This is a genomic window from Bacillus sp. FSL H8-0492 (assembly GCF_038006145.1).
In the GTDB taxonomy this organism is placed as follows: Bacteria; Bacillota; Bacilli; order Bacillales; family Bacillaceae_G; genus Bacillus_A; species Bacillus_A mycoides.
Map to the genome: position 1 here is coordinate 4,238,254 of NZ_JBBOUP010000001.1, position 16,714 is coordinate 4,254,967.

At 33.9% G+C, this 16,714-nt stretch carries 15 protein-coding genes and 3 pseudogenes; 9 read left to right on the forward strand and 9 right to left on the reverse strand.

Going from position 1 to position 16,714, the window contains the following annotated elements; genetic code table 11:
* Nucleotides 1-10 precede the first annotated feature (10 nt).
* The 6 genes and pseudogenes from MHH66_RS21775 (at nucleotide 11) to MHH66_RS21800 (ending at nucleotide 4,567) form a co-directional block, all read left to right on the forward strand.
* Nucleotides 11-1,600, forward strand: coding sequence for an ATP-binding protein (locus MHH66_RS21775; protein ID WP_078184579.1), 1,590 nt, complete (start codon nucleotides 11-13; stop codon nucleotides 1,598-1,600).
* A complete protein-coding gene (locus MHH66_RS21780; protein WP_060489073.1) occupies nucleotides 1,578-2,183 on the forward strand; it encodes a response regulator transcription factor in 606 nt (201 codons plus the stop codon). Before MHH66_RS21775 ends, MHH66_RS21780 begins: the two co-directional genes overlap by 23 nt.
* A 115-nt stretch (nucleotides 2,184-2,298) precedes the next feature.
* Nucleotides 2,299-2,820, forward strand: a pseudogene (locus tag MHH66_RS21785) (TrmB family transcriptional regulator sugar-binding domain-containing protein); the annotation flags it as partial.
* A gap of 406 nt (nucleotides 2,821-3,226) precedes the next feature.
* Nucleotides 3,227-3,568, forward strand: coding sequence for a PadR family transcriptional regulator (locus MHH66_RS21790; RefSeq protein WP_078184577.1), 342 nt, complete (start codon nucleotides 3,227-3,229; stop codon nucleotides 3,566-3,568).
* Nucleotides 3,561-4,043, forward strand: a complete 483-nt coding sequence (locus tag MHH66_RS21795) for a hypothetical protein (RefSeq protein WP_078184576.1) — start codon at nucleotides 3,561-3,563, stop codon at nucleotides 4,041-4,043. The genes MHH66_RS21790 and MHH66_RS21795 overlap by 8 nt, the downstream gene beginning before the upstream one ends.
* Nucleotides 4,040-4,567 (forward strand): permease, encoded by a 528-nt coding sequence (locus MHH66_RS21800; protein WP_078184575.1) that lies wholly within the window; start codon nucleotides 4,040-4,042, stop codon nucleotides 4,565-4,567. The genes MHH66_RS21795 and MHH66_RS21800 overlap by 4 nt, the downstream gene beginning before the upstream one ends.
* 40 nt (nucleotides 4,568-4,607) lie before the next feature.
* On the opposite strand, the gene MHH66_RS21805 is transcribed toward MHH66_RS21800, so the two are convergent.
* Complete coding sequence (locus MHH66_RS21805; protein ID WP_078184574.1) at nucleotides 4,608-6,083, reverse strand: MDR family MFS transporter; 1,476 nt, start codon at nucleotides 6,081-6,083, stop codon at nucleotides 4,608-4,610.
* 143 nt (nucleotides 6,084-6,226) lie between these two features.
* On the opposite strand from MHH66_RS21805, the gene MHH66_RS21810 reads away from it, so the two are divergent.
* Nucleotides 6,227-6,802, forward strand: coding sequence for a TetR/AcrR family transcriptional regulator (locus MHH66_RS21810; RefSeq protein WP_078184573.1), 576 nt, complete (start codon nucleotides 6,227-6,229; stop codon nucleotides 6,800-6,802).
* A 173-nt stretch (nucleotides 6,803-6,975) separates the two neighbouring features.
* On the opposite strand, the gene MHH66_RS21815 is transcribed toward MHH66_RS21810, so the two are convergent.
* Both MHH66_RS21815 and MHH66_RS21820 read right to left on the reverse strand, forming a co-directional pair.
* On the reverse strand, nucleotides 6,976-7,131 hold the full coding sequence (locus tag MHH66_RS21815; RefSeq protein ID WP_016128825.1) for a hypothetical protein: 156 nt from the start codon (nucleotides 7,129-7,131) through the stop codon (nucleotides 6,976-6,978).
* Between the two features lie 170 nt (nucleotides 7,132-7,301).
* Complete coding sequence (locus MHH66_RS21820; RefSeq protein ID WP_235676407.1) at nucleotides 7,302-7,688, reverse strand: hypothetical protein; 387 nt, start codon at nucleotides 7,686-7,688, stop codon at nucleotides 7,302-7,304.
* A gap of 127 nt (nucleotides 7,689-7,815) precedes the next feature.
* Between MHH66_RS21820 and MHH66_RS21825 the strand changes: the two genes are divergently transcribed.
* Entirely contained in the window at nucleotides 7,816-8,703 is an 888-nt protein-coding gene (locus tag MHH66_RS21825; RefSeq protein ID WP_078184571.1) for a DMT family transporter, read from the forward strand.
* A 143-nt stretch (nucleotides 8,704-8,846) separates the two neighbouring features.
* On the opposite strand, the gene MHH66_RS21830 is transcribed toward MHH66_RS21825, so the two are convergent.
* Nucleotides 8,847-9,614, reverse strand: a complete 768-nt coding sequence (locus MHH66_RS21830; protein WP_078184570.1) for a TSUP family transporter — start codon at nucleotides 9,612-9,614, stop codon at nucleotides 8,847-8,849.
* 110 nt (nucleotides 9,615-9,724) lie between these two features.
* On the opposite strand from MHH66_RS21830, the gene MHH66_RS21835 reads away from it, so the two are divergent.
* Nucleotides 9,725-10,510, forward strand: a complete 786-nt coding sequence (locus MHH66_RS21835; protein ID WP_078184569.1) for a TrmB family transcriptional regulator — start codon at nucleotides 9,725-9,727, stop codon at nucleotides 10,508-10,510.
* A 92-nt stretch (nucleotides 10,511-10,602) separates the two neighbouring features.
* Here MHH66_RS21835 and dnaB read toward each other — a convergent pair whose 3' ends face one another.
* The 5 genes and pseudogenes from dnaB to MHH66_RS21860 form a co-directional block, all read right to left on the reverse strand.
* Entirely contained in the window at nucleotides 10,603-11,892 is a 1,290-nt protein-coding gene (dnaB, locus tag MHH66_RS21840; protein WP_078184568.1) for a replicative DNA helicase, read from the reverse strand.
* Nucleotides 11,889-12,749 (reverse strand): DnaD domain-containing protein, encoded by an 861-nt coding sequence (locus tag MHH66_RS21845; RefSeq protein WP_078184567.1) that lies wholly within the window; start codon nucleotides 12,747-12,749, stop codon nucleotides 11,889-11,891. The genes dnaB and MHH66_RS21845 overlap by 4 nt, the downstream gene beginning before the upstream one ends.
* Before the next feature lie 208 nt (nucleotides 12,750-12,957).
* Nucleotides 12,958-13,283 (reverse strand): annotated as a pseudogene (locus MHH66_RS21850) (nucleoside triphosphate pyrophosphohydrolase).
* 252 nt (nucleotides 13,284-13,535) lie between these two features.
* A pseudogene (locus MHH66_RS21855) lies at nucleotides 13,536-14,110 on the reverse strand (MerR family transcriptional regulator); the annotation flags it as partial.
* Nucleotides 14,111-14,605: 495 nt separating this feature from the next.
* The gene (locus MHH66_RS21860) at nucleotides 14,606-16,660 is read right to left on the reverse strand and encodes a hypothetical protein (RefSeq protein WP_078184566.1); all 2,055 of its coding nucleotides are present in this window, start codon (nucleotides 16,658-16,660) and stop codon (nucleotides 14,606-14,608) included.
* Nucleotides 16,661-16,714 lie beyond the last annotated feature (54 nt).

A 16,714-nucleotide genomic window follows, 5' to 3' on the forward strand; every position in this document is an offset into this window, starting at 1 on the left:
AAGTGATTTTATGAAAAAATACTATGAACAAAAACAAATTTTGATTTTAATTAATCAACTTTGTATGATTATTTTTTTATGTTACGAATTTTCAACAAATACTATTGTCGGAACAGCAAAATTGCTCCCATTAATGCTTATAACAATAATGTCCACCTATGGTGCATATATCAGTTTTGTAAACTTAAAAAACAATAACACATTATCGCAATTTTCTAACTTAATTTTTTTCGCTTCATGGCAGTTTTTACTCACTCTTCATGAAGAACCAATCTTTCAAACACTTAGTATGCTACTTAGTGTATTAATTTTATATCAAATCGTCCAATTTTTACTCCTTTTCTTTTTTCAAAATTCTACCTATGATTATAAAAAAGTGAAAGATTGGATTTTACAAATTATATGTCTATTAACATTGGTTGCGAACTTGATAAGCGATAGGATCTTTTCCATTCTATATTCATTTCAATGGCTTATTAGTTTTAGTTGCATTATTTATCTGTTCCTCCAGCATCGAAAACGAATTAACTTTGTTTTTAAAAGTGAAAAAAAGCACTTGCTCAAATCTGTTACTGTTCTTATTCTCCCTTTTATTTTATATGCCGTGTTCTTTGCAGAGCGTCCGGAATATTTAAGTAACTTAGGATGGTATATTATAATTTTGTTACCTTTATTTAGTATTCATGCAATAGCTTTTAAAAATCATATATCTATGAGAAAATATTTTCTTTTAAAAAAAAGTAAAATTGCTTTAATGTTTTTATGTTTCCTTATTTTCATTAGCTTACTCGGAGTATTATTTAAATTTAATATGATTACCTATTTTATAATTATACATACCATTATTTGGTTCATCGAACTTTATTTCACATTATTATTCCAAGACACAAAAAACACTATCTCGAACTTAAATACAGAGGAACTAAAAACTTTACCAAAAAATTCTTATGTGCATAACCTTATCCAAATAGCTAAAGAAGAAAAGTTAAAAAGTAGTTTTTCTGATTATTTACATGATGAAATATTACAAGACATTTTAGCTGTTAAAAATATGATGAATAAATCTAGCAAAAAAGAAATTCATGAAATAATAGTAGAAACACTAGATAACTTAAACCACTCAATACGCATGCAAATGCAAGAGTATCATCCAACTCTATTAAAAACACTCACATTAAAAGAAAACTATAGCAATTTACTTGAAATGATACAACAAAAATATAAAATGAAAAACATTGATATATCCTTTAAGTGTAATGAAGATTTATTTTTAGTTGAACCCTATCATCTTGTTGTATACCGAATTTTAAAAGAATTGGTAACAAATGCATTCAAACATTCACAATGCTCAAAGTTAATGTTGCATTTGACACAAGAGAATGACGAAATCAAACTTGTAGTAAAAGATAATGGAAAGGGGCTATCACCTACTCAAACCAACATTCTTATTGAGCATAGAGGATTGAACTCAATTAAAGAACAACTATTTTTATTAAACGGTAAAATGACAATTTCAGATTACAACCCTTCTGGTTTATGTATTACTATTCTTATTCCCATGAAAGGAGACGATTCCTATGAACATTTTATTAATAGATGACCATGCTTTATTTGCAAAAAGCTTAGAAATAGCTCTGGAGGATTATTCCGAAATAGATCAATTCCATTCATTACAAAATATTGAAAATGTCATTACAATTATCAATGAATTTAAACCAGACATCACCTTATTAGATATTAATTTAAGTAACATCAGCAGTGAAGATGGTTTAGAGGTGGCAAAAATCATTTTGGATAGTAAATGTGATACAAAAATAGTTATATTGACAGGTTATGACTTACCTGTTTACCAGTATGAAGCTCAAAAATTAGGTGTAAGTGGTTTTATTAATAAGAATATTTTACCAGAGGCGTTACTACAAATATTAAATGAAATTAATAAAGGCGCATATCACTTTCCAATATCTACAGAAAATGTAGAGGAATTGACCAATAGTGAAAAACAAATTTTGCAATTACTATGCGATGGCTATAAACGTAAAGAAATAGCTTCTATGTTATACGCCAGTGAACGTACAGTTTCTAATCATATTCAACATGTGTTTGATAAATTAGATGTTTCATCCTCTTTAGAAGCTGTTACTAAGGGTATAAAACTGGGATATATTCAGCCTAATTATTAAAGATATTGTAAAGCAAATCTTATGAAAAAAACGTCTATATGAAATAGGCGTTTTTTTCATAGTGTTGGGAAATCCTTTAAGGTTCCCAACACTATGTAATCTTTTTTGATTTTTAACGTATGAAGGAATCAGTGATTCATTAAAAAAACTAGAAACTTCTGAGGAAAAAACGGATAATCTAGTGATTACTTTAAAAGACAACAAAACAATCATTAGCTACTGTCAGACATTAATAAAAAAAGCAGCACAACGTATTGTCATTTCGATGTAGGATGAAATGTATGAAGCGTTAAAAGAGAATCTATCTGTGGTAGTTGATAAAGTCACAGTACAAGGCATTACCCTGCATGTTGAAAATCCCATTAAAAATCTAGAAGCCCATCGTATAACAGCTTATACAGAAACCCTCTCTACAGAACATTGGTTTATTTTATCGATAGATTCTAAAGAGATGATTTATGGACCATCGCTTGAGGAGCGTAATATTGCTTTTTATACAGATGACCCCGTTCATATATACCTATTAGAGGATTATGTGTGGCATGATGTTTTAGTAAATCGCCTTGTCCGACGCAGCCAAGATGACTTAGAACACTGGATTACCACAGAGAGAAGATCCTTCTTTATGGAAGAATAAGAAACATATTCAAAAAAACAAAGCATATGCGAATGGCTACTATATGGCTGGATTAGCTATTTTGATTTCAATCGCAAGCTTTATTTTATCTAAAAAAGAAGTATCTAATGTACAAACAACTGCTCCTCACCCTAAACCTATAACACTACCTGCCCCTTCTACCTCCACAGCGGAAGCAACTCCACCAATCAGTCCTAATACCAATTCTGTTGTACGTTTCATTTTAAATACCCTCCGCTTCCTTTATTTCATTCTCATTTACGCTTTCCTCGTAACAAATTTTCTTACCTTTTTTTCAGTACATATAACATTAAAATTGACATAGCACTTCATGCACCATATACTGTTAACAACAGTATACTGTCATTAACAGTATTAATTCTAATTCATTCAAGGAGGTATATCCATGAAACATACAGGAAGACATACAGGTGCATTTCTTTTGTTATTTTTGGCAGAAGGTGATGACTATGGCGGGCAATTATTGCAAAAGTGCGAGGAAGAACTTCCAGTTAATCCAATCGATAGCGCCATTTTATATCGTACGCTAAAGAAATTAGAAAACGAAGGTGCAATTGAATCTTACGTAAGTACAGATCATCAAGACAAACCGAGAAAGATGTACAAAATTACCCCTGCTGGAAAGGAACAACTGGCAGATTTCCAAATGGATATTGAAGAAAAAATGAAGAACTTATCCTTTTTCATAGACAAATATAAAGACTTAAAGGAATCCAATCATGATTAACGGCGTTATCCTTTACACTTTAGCCATTATTCTTACGGGGATTTCTTTTATGAAAGACCGCAATAAAACGAAAGAAGCTCTAATGAAGTCGTGGAAAATGTTTCGCAATCTTCTACCTGCGATGCTCTCCATTATGCTTTTCGTTGGCTTATCGCTTTCTATATTAACGCCGTCTTTCATCTCTTCCATTATTGGGGAGCAATCTGGATTCATCGGCATTGTTTATTCAGCGATACTCGGCTCCGTTGCACTTATTCCAAGCTTCGTCGTATTTCCACTCGGCAATACATTAGTCCAACACGGTGCAGGCCTTCCTCAAGTTGCGGCACTTATGTCTACACTCATGTCAGTAGGGCTTACAACTTTACCGATGGAACAAAAGATATTCGGACGAAGCTTTGCTTACGCACGTAATGCATCTGCATTGCTCATGTCCCTCCTATTCTCCTATATCATTTGGGTGGTGATGGTATGAAAGAACTAAAAAGATATCGCTTCTTTTTCATCTTATTACTGGGACTCTTTGTATTAACTTTTATAAATCAATCTTTAGGATGGAGCGCATTACAATTAACAGGGAATAGCATTTTAGATATGTTGTTTCTCCTTCCCCCTGTCCTCATATTTGTAGGATTACTTGATCAATGGGTGAAGAAAGAAACGCTCATGAAATATATGGGCAAAAATTCCGGCGTATACGGAATCTTATTCTCTCTATTATTAGGCGGCATTGCAGCTGGTCCTCTCTACGTTGCCTTCCCAATTGCAGCACTACTATTAAAAAAAGGCGCAAGTATTAGATACATCGTATTTTTCTTAGGCGTTTGGACAACTGCGAAATTACCAATTATGGTGTATGAATTTTCTTCATTTGGAGCGACATTTACACTTATTCATATTGGCTTCGGTCTAGTATTCTTCTATGTAATGGGTCTTATTTTTGAGAAGTTTTATGACCAGGGGCAGTTGTTACGGTATGATGTTACGGAGGAAATGTAAAAGACATCTTTAATCGTAAAGATGTCTTTTTATATGAACCTTAATTCTCGTTCTGTAAAACCTGCGCTGCCTTTACTTCCTTTTTCTCTTCTTTTAAGAACAACGATACGATAAAAGCAATAACGATAAAAATTAATCCAAGTGTAAATGCACCTTGGAATCCAGATGTTAAACCGTTTAACTTCTCTACTGGGTCCATTGGATTTGCTGAGCTTTCCATATACTTAGTTGTTCCTGAAGACATTTTCGAAATAAATATAGCCGTACCAATTGCGCCAGCTACTTGCTGTAACGTATTAAACAGCGCTGTTCCGTGCGGATATAGATCTGGTGTTAATTGATTTAACCCATATGTTTGTGCTGTCATTACAAACATGAGTCCGACCATTAATACGCTATGCATGACAATAATTTGTACCATTGATGTGTCAGGAGTAATGCCTTTAAATAAGAACATTGCAATCCCTACTAACACAATACCGGGAACAATAACAACTTTCGGGCTAAATTTATCAAATAGTTTACCTGCGATTGGTCCCATTATGGCGCTAATAATACTTCCTGGAAGCATTATTAGTCCTGATTTAAAGGCTGTAACGAGTAAAACTGTTTGCAGGAACATCGGTAATAAAGTCATCGTTGAAAATAAGGACATCATCACAATGACGATTAATCCAACTGATATTGTAAACATCGGAACTTTAAATGCACGTAGTTCTAAAATTGGATTATCGATTTTTAATTGTCGCACGACAAAAATACATAGTGATATAAGCCCAACAATTAAAGCACCATACACTTTCGGATCGGACCAGCCTAAATCACCGGATGCACTAAAGCTATACACAATCCCGCCGAAGCCTAATGTTGATAAAAGAATAGATGGATAATCTACTTTTGGCCTTGTTAACTCTGAAACATTTTGAATGTACTTCATTCCAATTACAATGGAAATAATTACGATCGGAACGACAAAGTAGAATAACCAGCGCCAATTCAGTGAATCAACAATTACTCCAGATAATGTAGGACCAATTGCTGGGGCTGACATCATAACGAGTGCGATTAATCCCATCGTGGCACCACGTTTTTCAGGTGGACAAATAATTAAAATCGTATTCATTAATAACGGTGAAATTAACCCCGTCGCTACTGCTTGGACAATACGCCCGACTAACAAAACGGCAAATGTCGGTGCGAATCCCGCAATTAATGTACCGACTAAAAATGTTACCATCGCGATCAAAAACATTTGTCTCGTTGTGATCCATTGCTGAAGTAACGCTGTAATTGGGACCAAAACCCCAACCACCAACATGTAAGCTGTAGAAAGCCATTGAATAGTTGAAGCTGTTACGTCAAATTCTTTCATTAATACCGTTAACGCATTACCCAGTAACGTTTCATTTAATAATGCAACCATTGCCCCTAAAAGTAATGCAATTAAAATCGGGGTATGTTTCATATTAGAAGTATCAACTTTGCCACTTGTAGGGCTCTTAGTTGTCATATTCATGTATTGATTCTCCTCCTGTTTTTTTACTTAAAAAGCTTTAAATACACCGGAACACATGTAATATAATATACATATGTAGATTAAAAAGGGAGAATCAATTTAAAGCCATTGTATATTTAATCTACAAAAAAGGAGAATTGTAGATGAACGATAGTGAAAAACAGCTTGATTTACGTATTAGACGTACACATAAATTACTATGGGATTCCTTATTTGAATTAATGACGCAATCAAAACAGAAATATAGTTCTATCACCATTAACCAAATATGTGATCGCGCGATGGTACACCGAACAACCTTTTATAAACATTTTGAAGATAAAGATGCTTTATTAGCATTTGGGTTTAAACGATATGGCGAGATGATTACTGAAATACCGATTTCAGATCGATTAAGTAAGCCATTTCAAGTAATGGAACAATTCCTACATCATGAAGAAATCGGTAAAATATTAGAGACGCAAATGTCTGATGAACAATTTAATAGCCGCATACATTATTTAAGTCACGAAACAAGAAAACAAGAAACAGAAGCGTTAAATCAACTTTGCAAAAACCATACGATGCCAAATGATTTAATCATTGAATTTTATTCAGGAGTAATCACCTCATTAAGCACATGGTGGTTTCAAAATGAAAGAAAAGTTTCTGCGGCAGAAATGGATAGGCACTTCCATCAACTCATTAACCGGGATATTTTTCAGTTTGAAAAGGAGTAGTATTACAACTTTTAGATCATGTAATCAAATTGACCCCAAAATAGACATATGATATATTTTCAGTAGAATACTATATAAGTGTGACATCGAATGAAATTGCATATAATAAAAAGAAGAGATGCGCTAACATCTCTTCCCTAACTGCTACCGTATAGGGTGGTGGTTATTATAAGTTATTTCTTTTTACGAAACCCACCCTTCTGCTTCCTACGGCGCGGAGTGGGTTTTTTGTTGTCCTTATCCAGAAGTTGCTTCCGCAAAAAATACGCTGAAACTTCACGTACAGTCGCTTTCACAAACTCTTTTACAAGATCAAACAAAAACTCCATATTATCACCTCCTTTCCTTCCAAATAGAAAGAAGGGATAACCACCCACCCTCACAATATGCAGTTAAATATATTTTACCAAACGGTTGTTAAGATATTATGTAAACAAAACAAATGAAATTTTACATAGAAAAAAAAGCCCTTCTAAACCAGGCTTTTATATACACACTATTATTTACCGATCTTCTTCAAATCCGAACTTTCAATGATTGAATTAGAATACCCTTCTTTCCCAACTCGCACCATAGCTCTTCCCAATTGCTCAGAAGTTATAACACTGCCGAATCGCTTCAATAGTGGATTAAAAGGCTTCATCACATCGTACATCAATTGGTACAATTTCGTTTTTGATTTCACACTATTTGCCGGAATGATTAATCCTGGTCTAAACATATACACAGATTTGAAAGGTAAACGTAACAATTCATTTTCCGTTCGTCTCTTCACTCTTGCCCACATTGTACGTCCTGATTCCGTACTATCTGTGCCGCTACCAGATACGTAAATGAATGTCATTTTCGGATTTAACTCCGCTAATGTTTTCGCGGCAGATAACATTAAGTCATGCGTAACTATAGAATTAAACGTCGATAAATTTTTGTTCCAAATATTCAGAATTAATATTAAAATAAACAATGGGGATAGGGGTATGGGATCATAAATTATACATAACGAGGGAATAGAAATGAAAATTCAATTAAAAGCTGATTTAATGCTACTACTAGTTACATTTTTTTGGGGTGCATCCATCCTACTTACAAAGGTTGGTCTTGATGACATAGAAGAATATAATTTAATCGCATTGCGATTTATTATTGCCTTTCTTTTATCAGGTTTAATATTTTACAAACATTTATTCAAAGTCGATTTAAAAACTGTAAAATATGCTTTTATACTAGCTTCCGTTTTATTTATCGTCTATATTTTCGCGACTTTCGGTACAAAGTATACAAGCGTGTCTAATGCCGGTTTCTTACTATGTCTCACAGTCATTTTCATTCCGATATTATCAGCTATATTTTTAAAACACATTCCTGAAAAGAAAGTTATATTAGGAATTGTGTTAACGATAATAGGAATCGGATTACTAACATTAACTAGTGAATTCAAGATCGGTAACGGCGATATATTTTGCATACTGTCTGCCTTATTTTATGCGATTCACGTCATCATTACTGGAAGCGTAACAAAACATGTGAATTCAATTGCACTTGGAGTAATACAACTAGGTTTTGTCGGCCTATTTAGTCTTCTTTTTTCATTAGTGATGGAAACTCCAAAACTTCCTAGCACTATCGACTCCTGGCTAATAATCTTAGCCTTAAGCATATTTTGCACCGCAGTCGCATTCATTGTGCAAGTTATCGCCCAGCAATACACTACACCCACACATACGGGTCTTATCTTTTCATTAGAACCTGTCTTTTCAGCAGGATTTGCCTTCTTCTTCACGGGTGAAACTCTCACAGGGAAAGGATACTTAGGGGCGACACTTATATTAGTAAGTGTATTGATTGCTGAGGTGGATTTTAAGGGGTTGTTGCGGGTTAATTATAAGAAGAATGTGGAGTAAGTATTTTATTAAGATAGTTAAACATACCCCGAAAATAGTCGTTTGTATTATTTTCATTCTCTTAGCTTAAATTTTCTTTTAAATGACCTTTTTTTAGATGCTATCTTCGAATGAGGTAGCATCTAAAAAATGTTGAAAATTACTTAATGAATATAATCATAAAGATTTTTCGCTAACAATAAACAAGTTACTGTAATGAAAAGGGCACGAACATAACCACTTCCTTTTTTTATAGCAAATTTGGAGCCAACAATCCCTCCAGCAATTTGAGCAATCCCCATTATAAAACCATACGCATAATTCACTTGCCCTACATACATAAACATCAACAATGCACCAACATTACTTCCTAAATTAAGAAGCTTCGCATTACCTGCTGCTTTTAAAAAATCATACCCAATAAATAAAAGAGAAAACATTAAAAACGAACCTGTTCCAGGACCTAGAAATCCATCATAAAAGCCAATAGCAAAAACAAAGAAAGTAAAAATAATGACGTGTCGACCAGACAATTTCTTATGAGTGGAAATACTACCCCAATCCTTTTTAAATATCGTATAAATAGCGACCGCACCAAGCATGATCAGCATCAATGGCTTCAGTAGTTCTGGGTTCATTAAATGAACGGTCCATGCCCCTATTATGGAACCTATGAAAGTGAGTGGAACTAATTTAAACGCCGATTTCAAATCAAGATTACCAGAACGATAAAACACAATATTACTAGTTGCACACCCCATTGTCGACGCTAGTTTATTCGTAGCTACTGCACTTGCTGGATTCAATCCTGTAAATAATAAAGCAGGTAAGGCAATGAGTCCACCACCACCTACAACTGAATCAATAAATGCAGCTAAAAATCCAAAAGCAATCAAAATAATTAATACGGATGGGTCTAAATAAAAATCCATATTGTTAACCTCCCCTTTAGTCACTATCCGAATAGTAACTAATAATTTGCTAAATGTAAACAGTTATTGTAACGTTAAAATATAAAAGCAAACATCGGAGGACGAAAAAAGTGGACTACATAGTGCAACAGCTAAAAAAAATTGGTTTCAATGAATATGAAGCTAAATCTTATGTATCTCTTGTTAAACAGGGGCCTGTCACAGCCTACCAAGTGAGTAAGGATTCAGGTGTCCCAAGAGCGCGAATTTATGAGATTTTAGGTAACCTTGTAGAAAAAGGAATTGTCATGAAGGAAGAAATAAATGACACCACTCGCTATTCACCTCTACCTGTTGAAATCTTTTTACAGAAGGCTCAATCAGAATGGCAGTCTACTTATGAAGGAATCAGTGATTCATTAAAAAAACTAGAAACTTCCGAGGAAAAAATGGATAATCGAGTGATTACTTTAAAAGACAATAAAACAATCATTAGCTATTGTCAGGCATTAATAAAAAAAGCAGAACGACGTATTATCATTTCAATGTGGGATGAGATGTATGAAGCGTTAAAAGAAGATCTATCTGAAGTAGCTGATAAAGTTACAATACAAGGTATTACCCTACATGTTGAAAATCCCATTAAAAATCTAGAAACCCACCGTATAACACCTTATACCGAAACCCGGTCTACAGAACATTGGTTTATTTTGTCGATAGATTCTAAAGAGATGATTTATGGACCATCACTTGAGGAGCGTAATATTGCTTTTTATACAGATGACCCTGTTCATATATACCTATTAGAGGATTATGTGTGGCATGATGTTTTAGTAAATCGACTTGTCCGACGTAGCCAAGATGATTTGCAGCAATGGATTACTGCAGAGAGAAAATCTTTCTTTATGGAAAAATAAGAAGCATATTGAAAGAATCAAAAAATAAAGCATAAGTTAATGAAATAGAACACTTATGCTTTATTTTATTTACAAAGTGATACTCCAGTCTTTTAACTATTCCCCTCCACAAACCGCCCAAACTCCTTCAAAAATCTCAGCTTAAAACTCCCCACAGGTCCATTCCGATGCTTCGCCACATGAATCTCCGTCATCTCTTTCTGCATCGTTTCCTTATCATAATAATCCTCACGATACATAAGCATAATGACATCCGCATCTTGCTCAATTTGTCCCGTCTCTCTTAAATCAGACAAAAGTGGTCGCTTATCTTGACGTGACTCTACGGAACGAGACAATTGCGATAACGCCACTATACAAACATTTAAATCACGCGCTAACAACTTAAGCTTACGTGAAATTTCACTAATCTCTTGAAATCGATTGCCCTTATGCTTCGGATCACCCGTAATGAGCTGCAAATAATCCACAATGACTAAAAGCTTTTTATCACCGTGCTTCCGCTTTAACTTACGAGTCTGCATCCAAATATCCTGCATTGTAACACCGGCCTTATCATAAATTTCAAGTGGCAAATCACCAATCTCCGCAAACGCCTTACTCACCTTTTCCCAGTCTTCTATCGTAAAACGATGCTTCGGATTTTTCAGCCTACCTCCTGACACTTCGCCCGCGCAAGACGCCATCCTTTTTAACAATTGCTTACTGCTCATCTCTAATGAAAACAGCCCAACTGCCGCTCCAGACTTCGCCGCATGTAGCCCAACATTTAACGCAAACGCAGTCTTCCCCATAGAAGGACGCGCACCAAGAACGACAAAATCACCTTCCTGTAATCCGCACGTCATCTTATTTAACGATGTATAACCAGTCTCAATACCAGTATTCTCTTTCGTATCTTGATGAAGCTCCTCATATAGCCCAACTAACGCATCCTTCAAATCAAATTCACATACATAGTCCTTTTCCTCTAACTCACAAAGCTCCGTAATCGTCTCACCAATAATTTTTTCATTCTTCTCCGCAATAAGACGCTCTCCCATCTTGCGCCCAAGAACACCAGCCTGATACATTTTCCATGCACCTCGAACAAGCCCCTCATAATAAGAGAAGTTGCTAGTCGCAGGCACACCATCCATTAACCCTATAAAATACTCCATTCCTCCGATCCCCTTCAAAAAATTCGGATCTACTCTAGAAATGAGCGTCACAAGATCAATCGGTTGCCCCTCTTCTTCCATTTTTCGCATTAACTGAAATATAGACTTATGCACTGGCATAGAAAAATACTGCTCCGTCAAACGGCACTCCTTAATAAGCTCTCCATCAAGTAACAGAGAACCTAGCACCGTCTTTTCCGCCTCCACATTTTGAATACTCATGGCCGCCACCCGCGTTCCGCTAAAAAGCGCTGCAACTCTTCCTCTGACGGCACATTCTTCTCCCACTCCTCACACTTCGCCAAAAAATTCTCCGTCTCCCCAGTACTAACAGACGACCCTTTCTTCCTAAACTGAGCCGTATCTGCCTCAACCTCAGACAATTTCGTAAATCCTTTCCCGTGCCACCCCCGCAAAATCCCCTTCACATAAGCCATCTTCCGATTTTTATTCTCATACGAAATTTGAAGAGCCTTCAGCACAAGCTCCTCTGACAAATCATTCATCCACGCATTCAATTCCTCTACCGTATACGGAGACAAACTACCAAAATGTTGTTCATAAAACGTGAACACCTTACTTCCCGTTTCTTCCTCTATAACCTCTTCTTCCTCTGTCTCATCGCAAACTGGATCAACATCGTGGATAGCCAAATCACCAGGCATACCAAAATGTGCTAAAAGCATCGGAACATTCAGTTCCTCCTCCTTACACTTCTGAAGAAACATATGTACAAACTCCTTATTCTTCACACCCTTCAGCTCACGAAGCACACACTTCTCCACATTCGTATTCGTCACCGGATTATAACGAAGCCAATTTAAAACGAATAACTCTCGTGTATCCGCATCATAAAGAATCTTCCCATAATCAATGAAACGCTGCACAAGCTTATCAACAGTCTCCCGATTATAACCCGTCTCCATCTCAGCTAACCGCTTCGGGAAAGGAAAAATACCACACTGCGTCGTCTTCGAACAAGTTAATAAGTAAACATAAAAATACCGCTCCTCTGGCGTCAAATCCAAAACAAAATCATCCTGCCAAAAATTCACCTGCACATTACGATACACCGCCATCAAAGTTCCTCCCGTCTCCATTCAAAAATGAAAATTCCTCTTTGTACTATATATAGGAAGGAGGGCCCGGTTTTTGGCGTGTTATTTCAAAATTTTTTTGACTACTACTACTACGGTGTTTGTTGGTGTTTTTGTTTTGTTGTGTTTTTTCTTAGTGATTTATTACTTGATAGGGGCTTGTAAGGGGTATGGAAGGGGCTTATGAGGGCTAATTATCGGTTACTTTGATTAGGAAAACTCGATTTGAGAAGCCGCCTCTTTCTTTTGCTTTCTTTTTACGGATGTTGTTGATTTCTTCTAGTGTTGTGCCTTCGAGTTCGGCTAGGGCGTTTATTAGTTCTAATAGGTCGGATAGTTCTTCTAGTTTGTGGGGTTTTGTTTTTGCTTCGATGTATTCCGTTAGTTCTTCTTGTGTTTTCTTGCAGATTTCTTTTATGTATTCGTCTTCGGATAGAATTCTTGTTGTGGGTGTTTTTCCGTTGGTTTTTATTATTTGTGGGATTTTTTTCGGATTAGTTTGTTGTAGGTTGGCATGGGGGTTTCCCTCCGTTTGGTTTTTCTTCTATAAATTATTTAATTAATTTGTCAGATAATACAAATTGAAATTCATCAAATGAACTACCTGTAAAAATACTTATAAAGGTAAAAAAACAGAAGAATTTATCTTACGATGATACTCAATGAAAAAAGGATAAAATATGATATCGAGAATAGTTTTTAGGCTTAATAAAATAGAAGGACAGCTTCCCTATTTTATTACTAATGGGGAAACTGTCTACTTACAGGCTATATTTTATTCATCGCTTCTTTTATATACTGTTCTTCCTCACTCGTAAAAAGAGCGGGGAATTCGCCCATGGGATTTTAGATTGTTTGATTATATCCTCTATATCACCTTGAGGGGTATCAAGATAATTCGTTATCTCTTCTATTAAATTGAAAAATCCCTTCAAAGTAACTTGAACATCATGATGACTCGGATCCTTCTCCTCTTCCTTATATCTTTTCAACTTCCCTATCACATCCATAAAGCGCTGATCAAACTTTTCTTTTAATTCCTTACTGTTATAAAACACTTGAACACTCTCATTTGATAAGTGTTCCCTTAACCATTCTTTATTTTCTTTTTCCCATATAAAAGTTTGAAGAAACGAAGAAAACAAAGCGATATCCACTCTTTCTTCCTTTTGAAACTTCTTCGTCATCTCATCCATATGCGAAAGTACCTTCGCAATTCTTTCTTGCTCTGCCAAAAGCACTTCTCTTTGAAAATGCATTTGTCTTAAAAAATCTTCAGTCTCTACATCACGCTGCAATATAATATTTTGAATTTCCCCAAGCGAAAAACCGATATGCTTATATTACATTAGATGAATTTCAACAACTACAATTGGGTATGACATATGAGGAATGTATAAAACCTATTGATGGTGAAGGGAAATTAACCTCCGAAAGTTATAATTATAAAATATATGAATTTGAATCTTTATCTGGTAAAGGTATCGCACTACTAAGCTTTTATAACAATAAATTGGAATCTAAAACACAAAATGGTTTAAATTAAACAGTAATTCTCCTTAAGATTTAATGTCTTCCCACCTACAAATACAATTTCACAAAAAGTCCCTTCTTTATTATTAAGAGGGGACTTTTACACTTATATATCAATATCTAAGAGGCTATCTTATCATTCAATTAGCTCACAGAATTTAAAATAAAAATATTTGTTCAATCATTTTTTCATATCCTTCTAAAAATATTGTTACATTAATAATTTTTCATTACTCAATATAAAAATAGCAATACTCCACACCCCAAAACACAAAACTAATGTACATACGGTATCTTTTCGGCTACTATTTTCTATTTGATGTGTCATCAAATTTAAAAAATTCAGTTTGGAGTTCCATCCAATAGTTAATGTCTTTAACATCTTTAACAGTACTCACCAATTTCTTTTTAGTAAAATCTATTACATAAAAAGCATCTATCCATTCATTTACACCTTTATTCCTCATATTATTAATCTTCTGTTCAATTAACACCCCATAATCTTTTTCTCTATATTTAGAAAAAGAATTTAGTTCCTGATAATTTATCTTGTACTTTTTATAAACTAGTTTTTTTCCAGCTATATAAAAAGCCTCCTCGCCCATAACAGTATATTGTTTAAAAGCAAAATTATCTTTAAAAGGATTAGCTAGATAATTCAAGAAATTTTCTAAACTAGGTGCCTTAGAAAAATCCCACCAATGCTTTATTATAAAATTAACCCCTGTCTTGCTTAATCTATTTATATCCTGGATTAAAACAACAGGATAAGCAAAAAATCTCCAGAAATCTTCTCGAGTTAAAATGGGAACATTTTTATTTAAATGTACTCCAGAAAACTTCCCTTCATTTGTTAATAAAAATCCCTTTACCTCTTCGAAATCAGGTACATCAATATTCTTTTCTTTTTTTAATTTAGCAATAAATAAATCTTTATTTCTTTCAATAAATTTACAAATATAATCTACTTGTATAATGCCATCATATGTATAATTTAATTTTCTTAAATTACTTATACTTTCAAATTTCTTCATAGTGTGTTTGACATCAGCAATAAATAATGTTTTGTCATACATAAACATCAAATCAATCTCTATTGATAAATCTTTAAACTCTATATTCTTTGGATAGACTAAAAATTCGTTATTGTTCTTAAACAGTAACTCTTTTACTACCTTTAAATCATCTATAAGTTCAGCTTCATAAAACTTCTTATCTATGGCTTTAGGAACAATATTATTTAGCAAATATGTAAATTCAATATCTGTGCCCCAATTTAAAATCAAATATTGAGATTTATACTTTTGAACAGGATACAAGTACAAATCAACTTTCTCTATATTCGATACAAAATAGTTCTCAAGAACTTTGTAAAACTGTTCCTTTGAAATAATTTTTTTAAAATCCTTTTTGATAATTCCCTCATAATTTATCCTTAACCAAGTTGATTTAGATGTATTAATATTATCAACAAATTCGCAAATACTATCCCAGACATTATAAATATCTTGAATAGTAATACCATTTTCTATTTCATCATCTACTTTATATCCAAAATCTTTATACAGAAATTCTAAACTTGTTCTTCTGAATAATGACCGGGTAAATCGCTCACCTCTTCTATCTAAAGATATCATTCTTCGCTGTTGTCTGTTAGCCTCATATAAAATCGTCACTAAGTCGAGATTATTATCGGAGGATTCGAAAATATAACAATTTTCATTTAATGAAAAATTGTATCTTCCACTTAATAAATCAAAAAAGTTATTCTTAAACTCTATTATCAAGCCGTATTCCATTATTAGCCTTTTTACAAACTCTTCATTATTATTTCCACACCTAATTTCCTGCTTTTTCTCTAATTCTATGCTATCAGCTAATAAATTAGTGTCGTATAAAAATTGACTATATATTTCTAAACACTTTTCATTTGAATGCCTTTTATATTCTTGGAAAATCAATTGTTCAAAATAATATAGTACATTTTTTATGTCCTTTTTATTTTTACTAAGTAACTCATTTATCATTTGATTCTTATTTTCTCTTGATTTTTGATAAACCGGTAAAAAATCCCTGTATATTTTTTTTATATTTTGACAGAAATCCAACGCTTCATTAGAAAAATTAGAACAAATATATTCATCCTTTTCTATTAACTCCAAAAATTCATAGACTCTTTTGTAATCTTCTCCGAACATATCATATACGTTACTTTTTAGTACGACAAAAAAAGTTGAACCACTAATTTCGCATCCCTGTTTTAGATATATACTTGCCTTATCTATATCGGATTGTTTCAGGCTTTTTTTTAATTTTTTTAATAATTTCTCCATATTTCTAGTTAGCTGATTCTTTGACATATCTATACTCCTTCCATGTTTTTTTAAAAAATTTACTCCTCAATAATACACATT

Excerpts from the sequence above, each read along its gene's own strand:
- MHH66_RS21775 (WP_078184579.1), top strand. The coding sequence starts at position 11 with ATGAAAAAATACTATGAACAAAAACAAATTTTGATTTTAATTAATCAA.
- MHH66_RS21780 (WP_060489073.1), top strand. The coding sequence starts at position 1,578 with ATGAACATTTTATTAATAGATGACCATGCTTTATTTGCAAAAAGCTTA.
- MHH66_RS21790 (WP_078184577.1), top strand. The coding sequence starts at position 3,227 with ATGAAACATACAGGAAGACATACAGGTGCATTTCTTTTGTTATTTTTG.
- MHH66_RS21795 (WP_078184576.1), top strand. The coding sequence starts at position 3,561 with ATGATTAACGGCGTTATCCTTTACACTTTAGCCATTATTCTTACGGGG.
- MHH66_RS21800 (WP_078184575.1), top strand. The coding sequence starts at position 4,040 with ATGAAAGAACTAAAAAGATATCGCTTCTTTTTCATCTTATTACTGGGA.
- MHH66_RS21805 (WP_078184574.1), bottom strand. The coding sequence starts at position 6,083 with ATGAATATGACAACTAAGAGCCCTACAAGTGGCAAAGTTGATACTTCT.
- MHH66_RS21810 (WP_078184573.1), top strand. The coding sequence starts at position 6,227 with ATGAACGATAGTGAAAAACAGCTTGATTTACGTATTAGACGTACACAT.
- MHH66_RS21815 (WP_016128825.1), bottom strand. The coding sequence starts at position 7,131 with ATGGAGTTTTTGTTTGATCTTGTAAAAGAGTTTGTGAAAGCGACTGTA.
- MHH66_RS21820 (WP_235676407.1), bottom strand. The coding sequence starts at position 7,688 with ATGTTATCTGCCGCGAAAACATTAGCGGAGTTAAATCCGAAAATGACA.
- MHH66_RS21825 (WP_078184571.1), top strand. The coding sequence starts at position 7,816 with ATGAAAATTCAATTAAAAGCTGATTTAATGCTACTACTAGTTACATTT.
- MHH66_RS21830 (WP_078184570.1), bottom strand. The coding sequence starts at position 9,614 with ATGGATTTTTATTTAGACCCATCCGTATTAATTATTTTGATTGCTTTT.
- dnaB (WP_078184568.1), bottom strand. The coding sequence starts at position 11,892 with ATGAGTATTCAAAATGTGGAGGCGGAAAAGACGGTGCTAGGTTCTCTG.
- MHH66_RS21845 (WP_078184567.1), bottom strand. The coding sequence starts at position 12,749 with ATGGCGGTGTATCGTAATGTGCAGGTGAATTTTTGGCAGGATGATTTT.
- MHH66_RS21860 (WP_078184566.1), bottom strand. The coding sequence starts at position 16,660 with ATGTCAAAGAATCAGCTAACTAGAAATATGGAGAAATTATTAAAAAAA.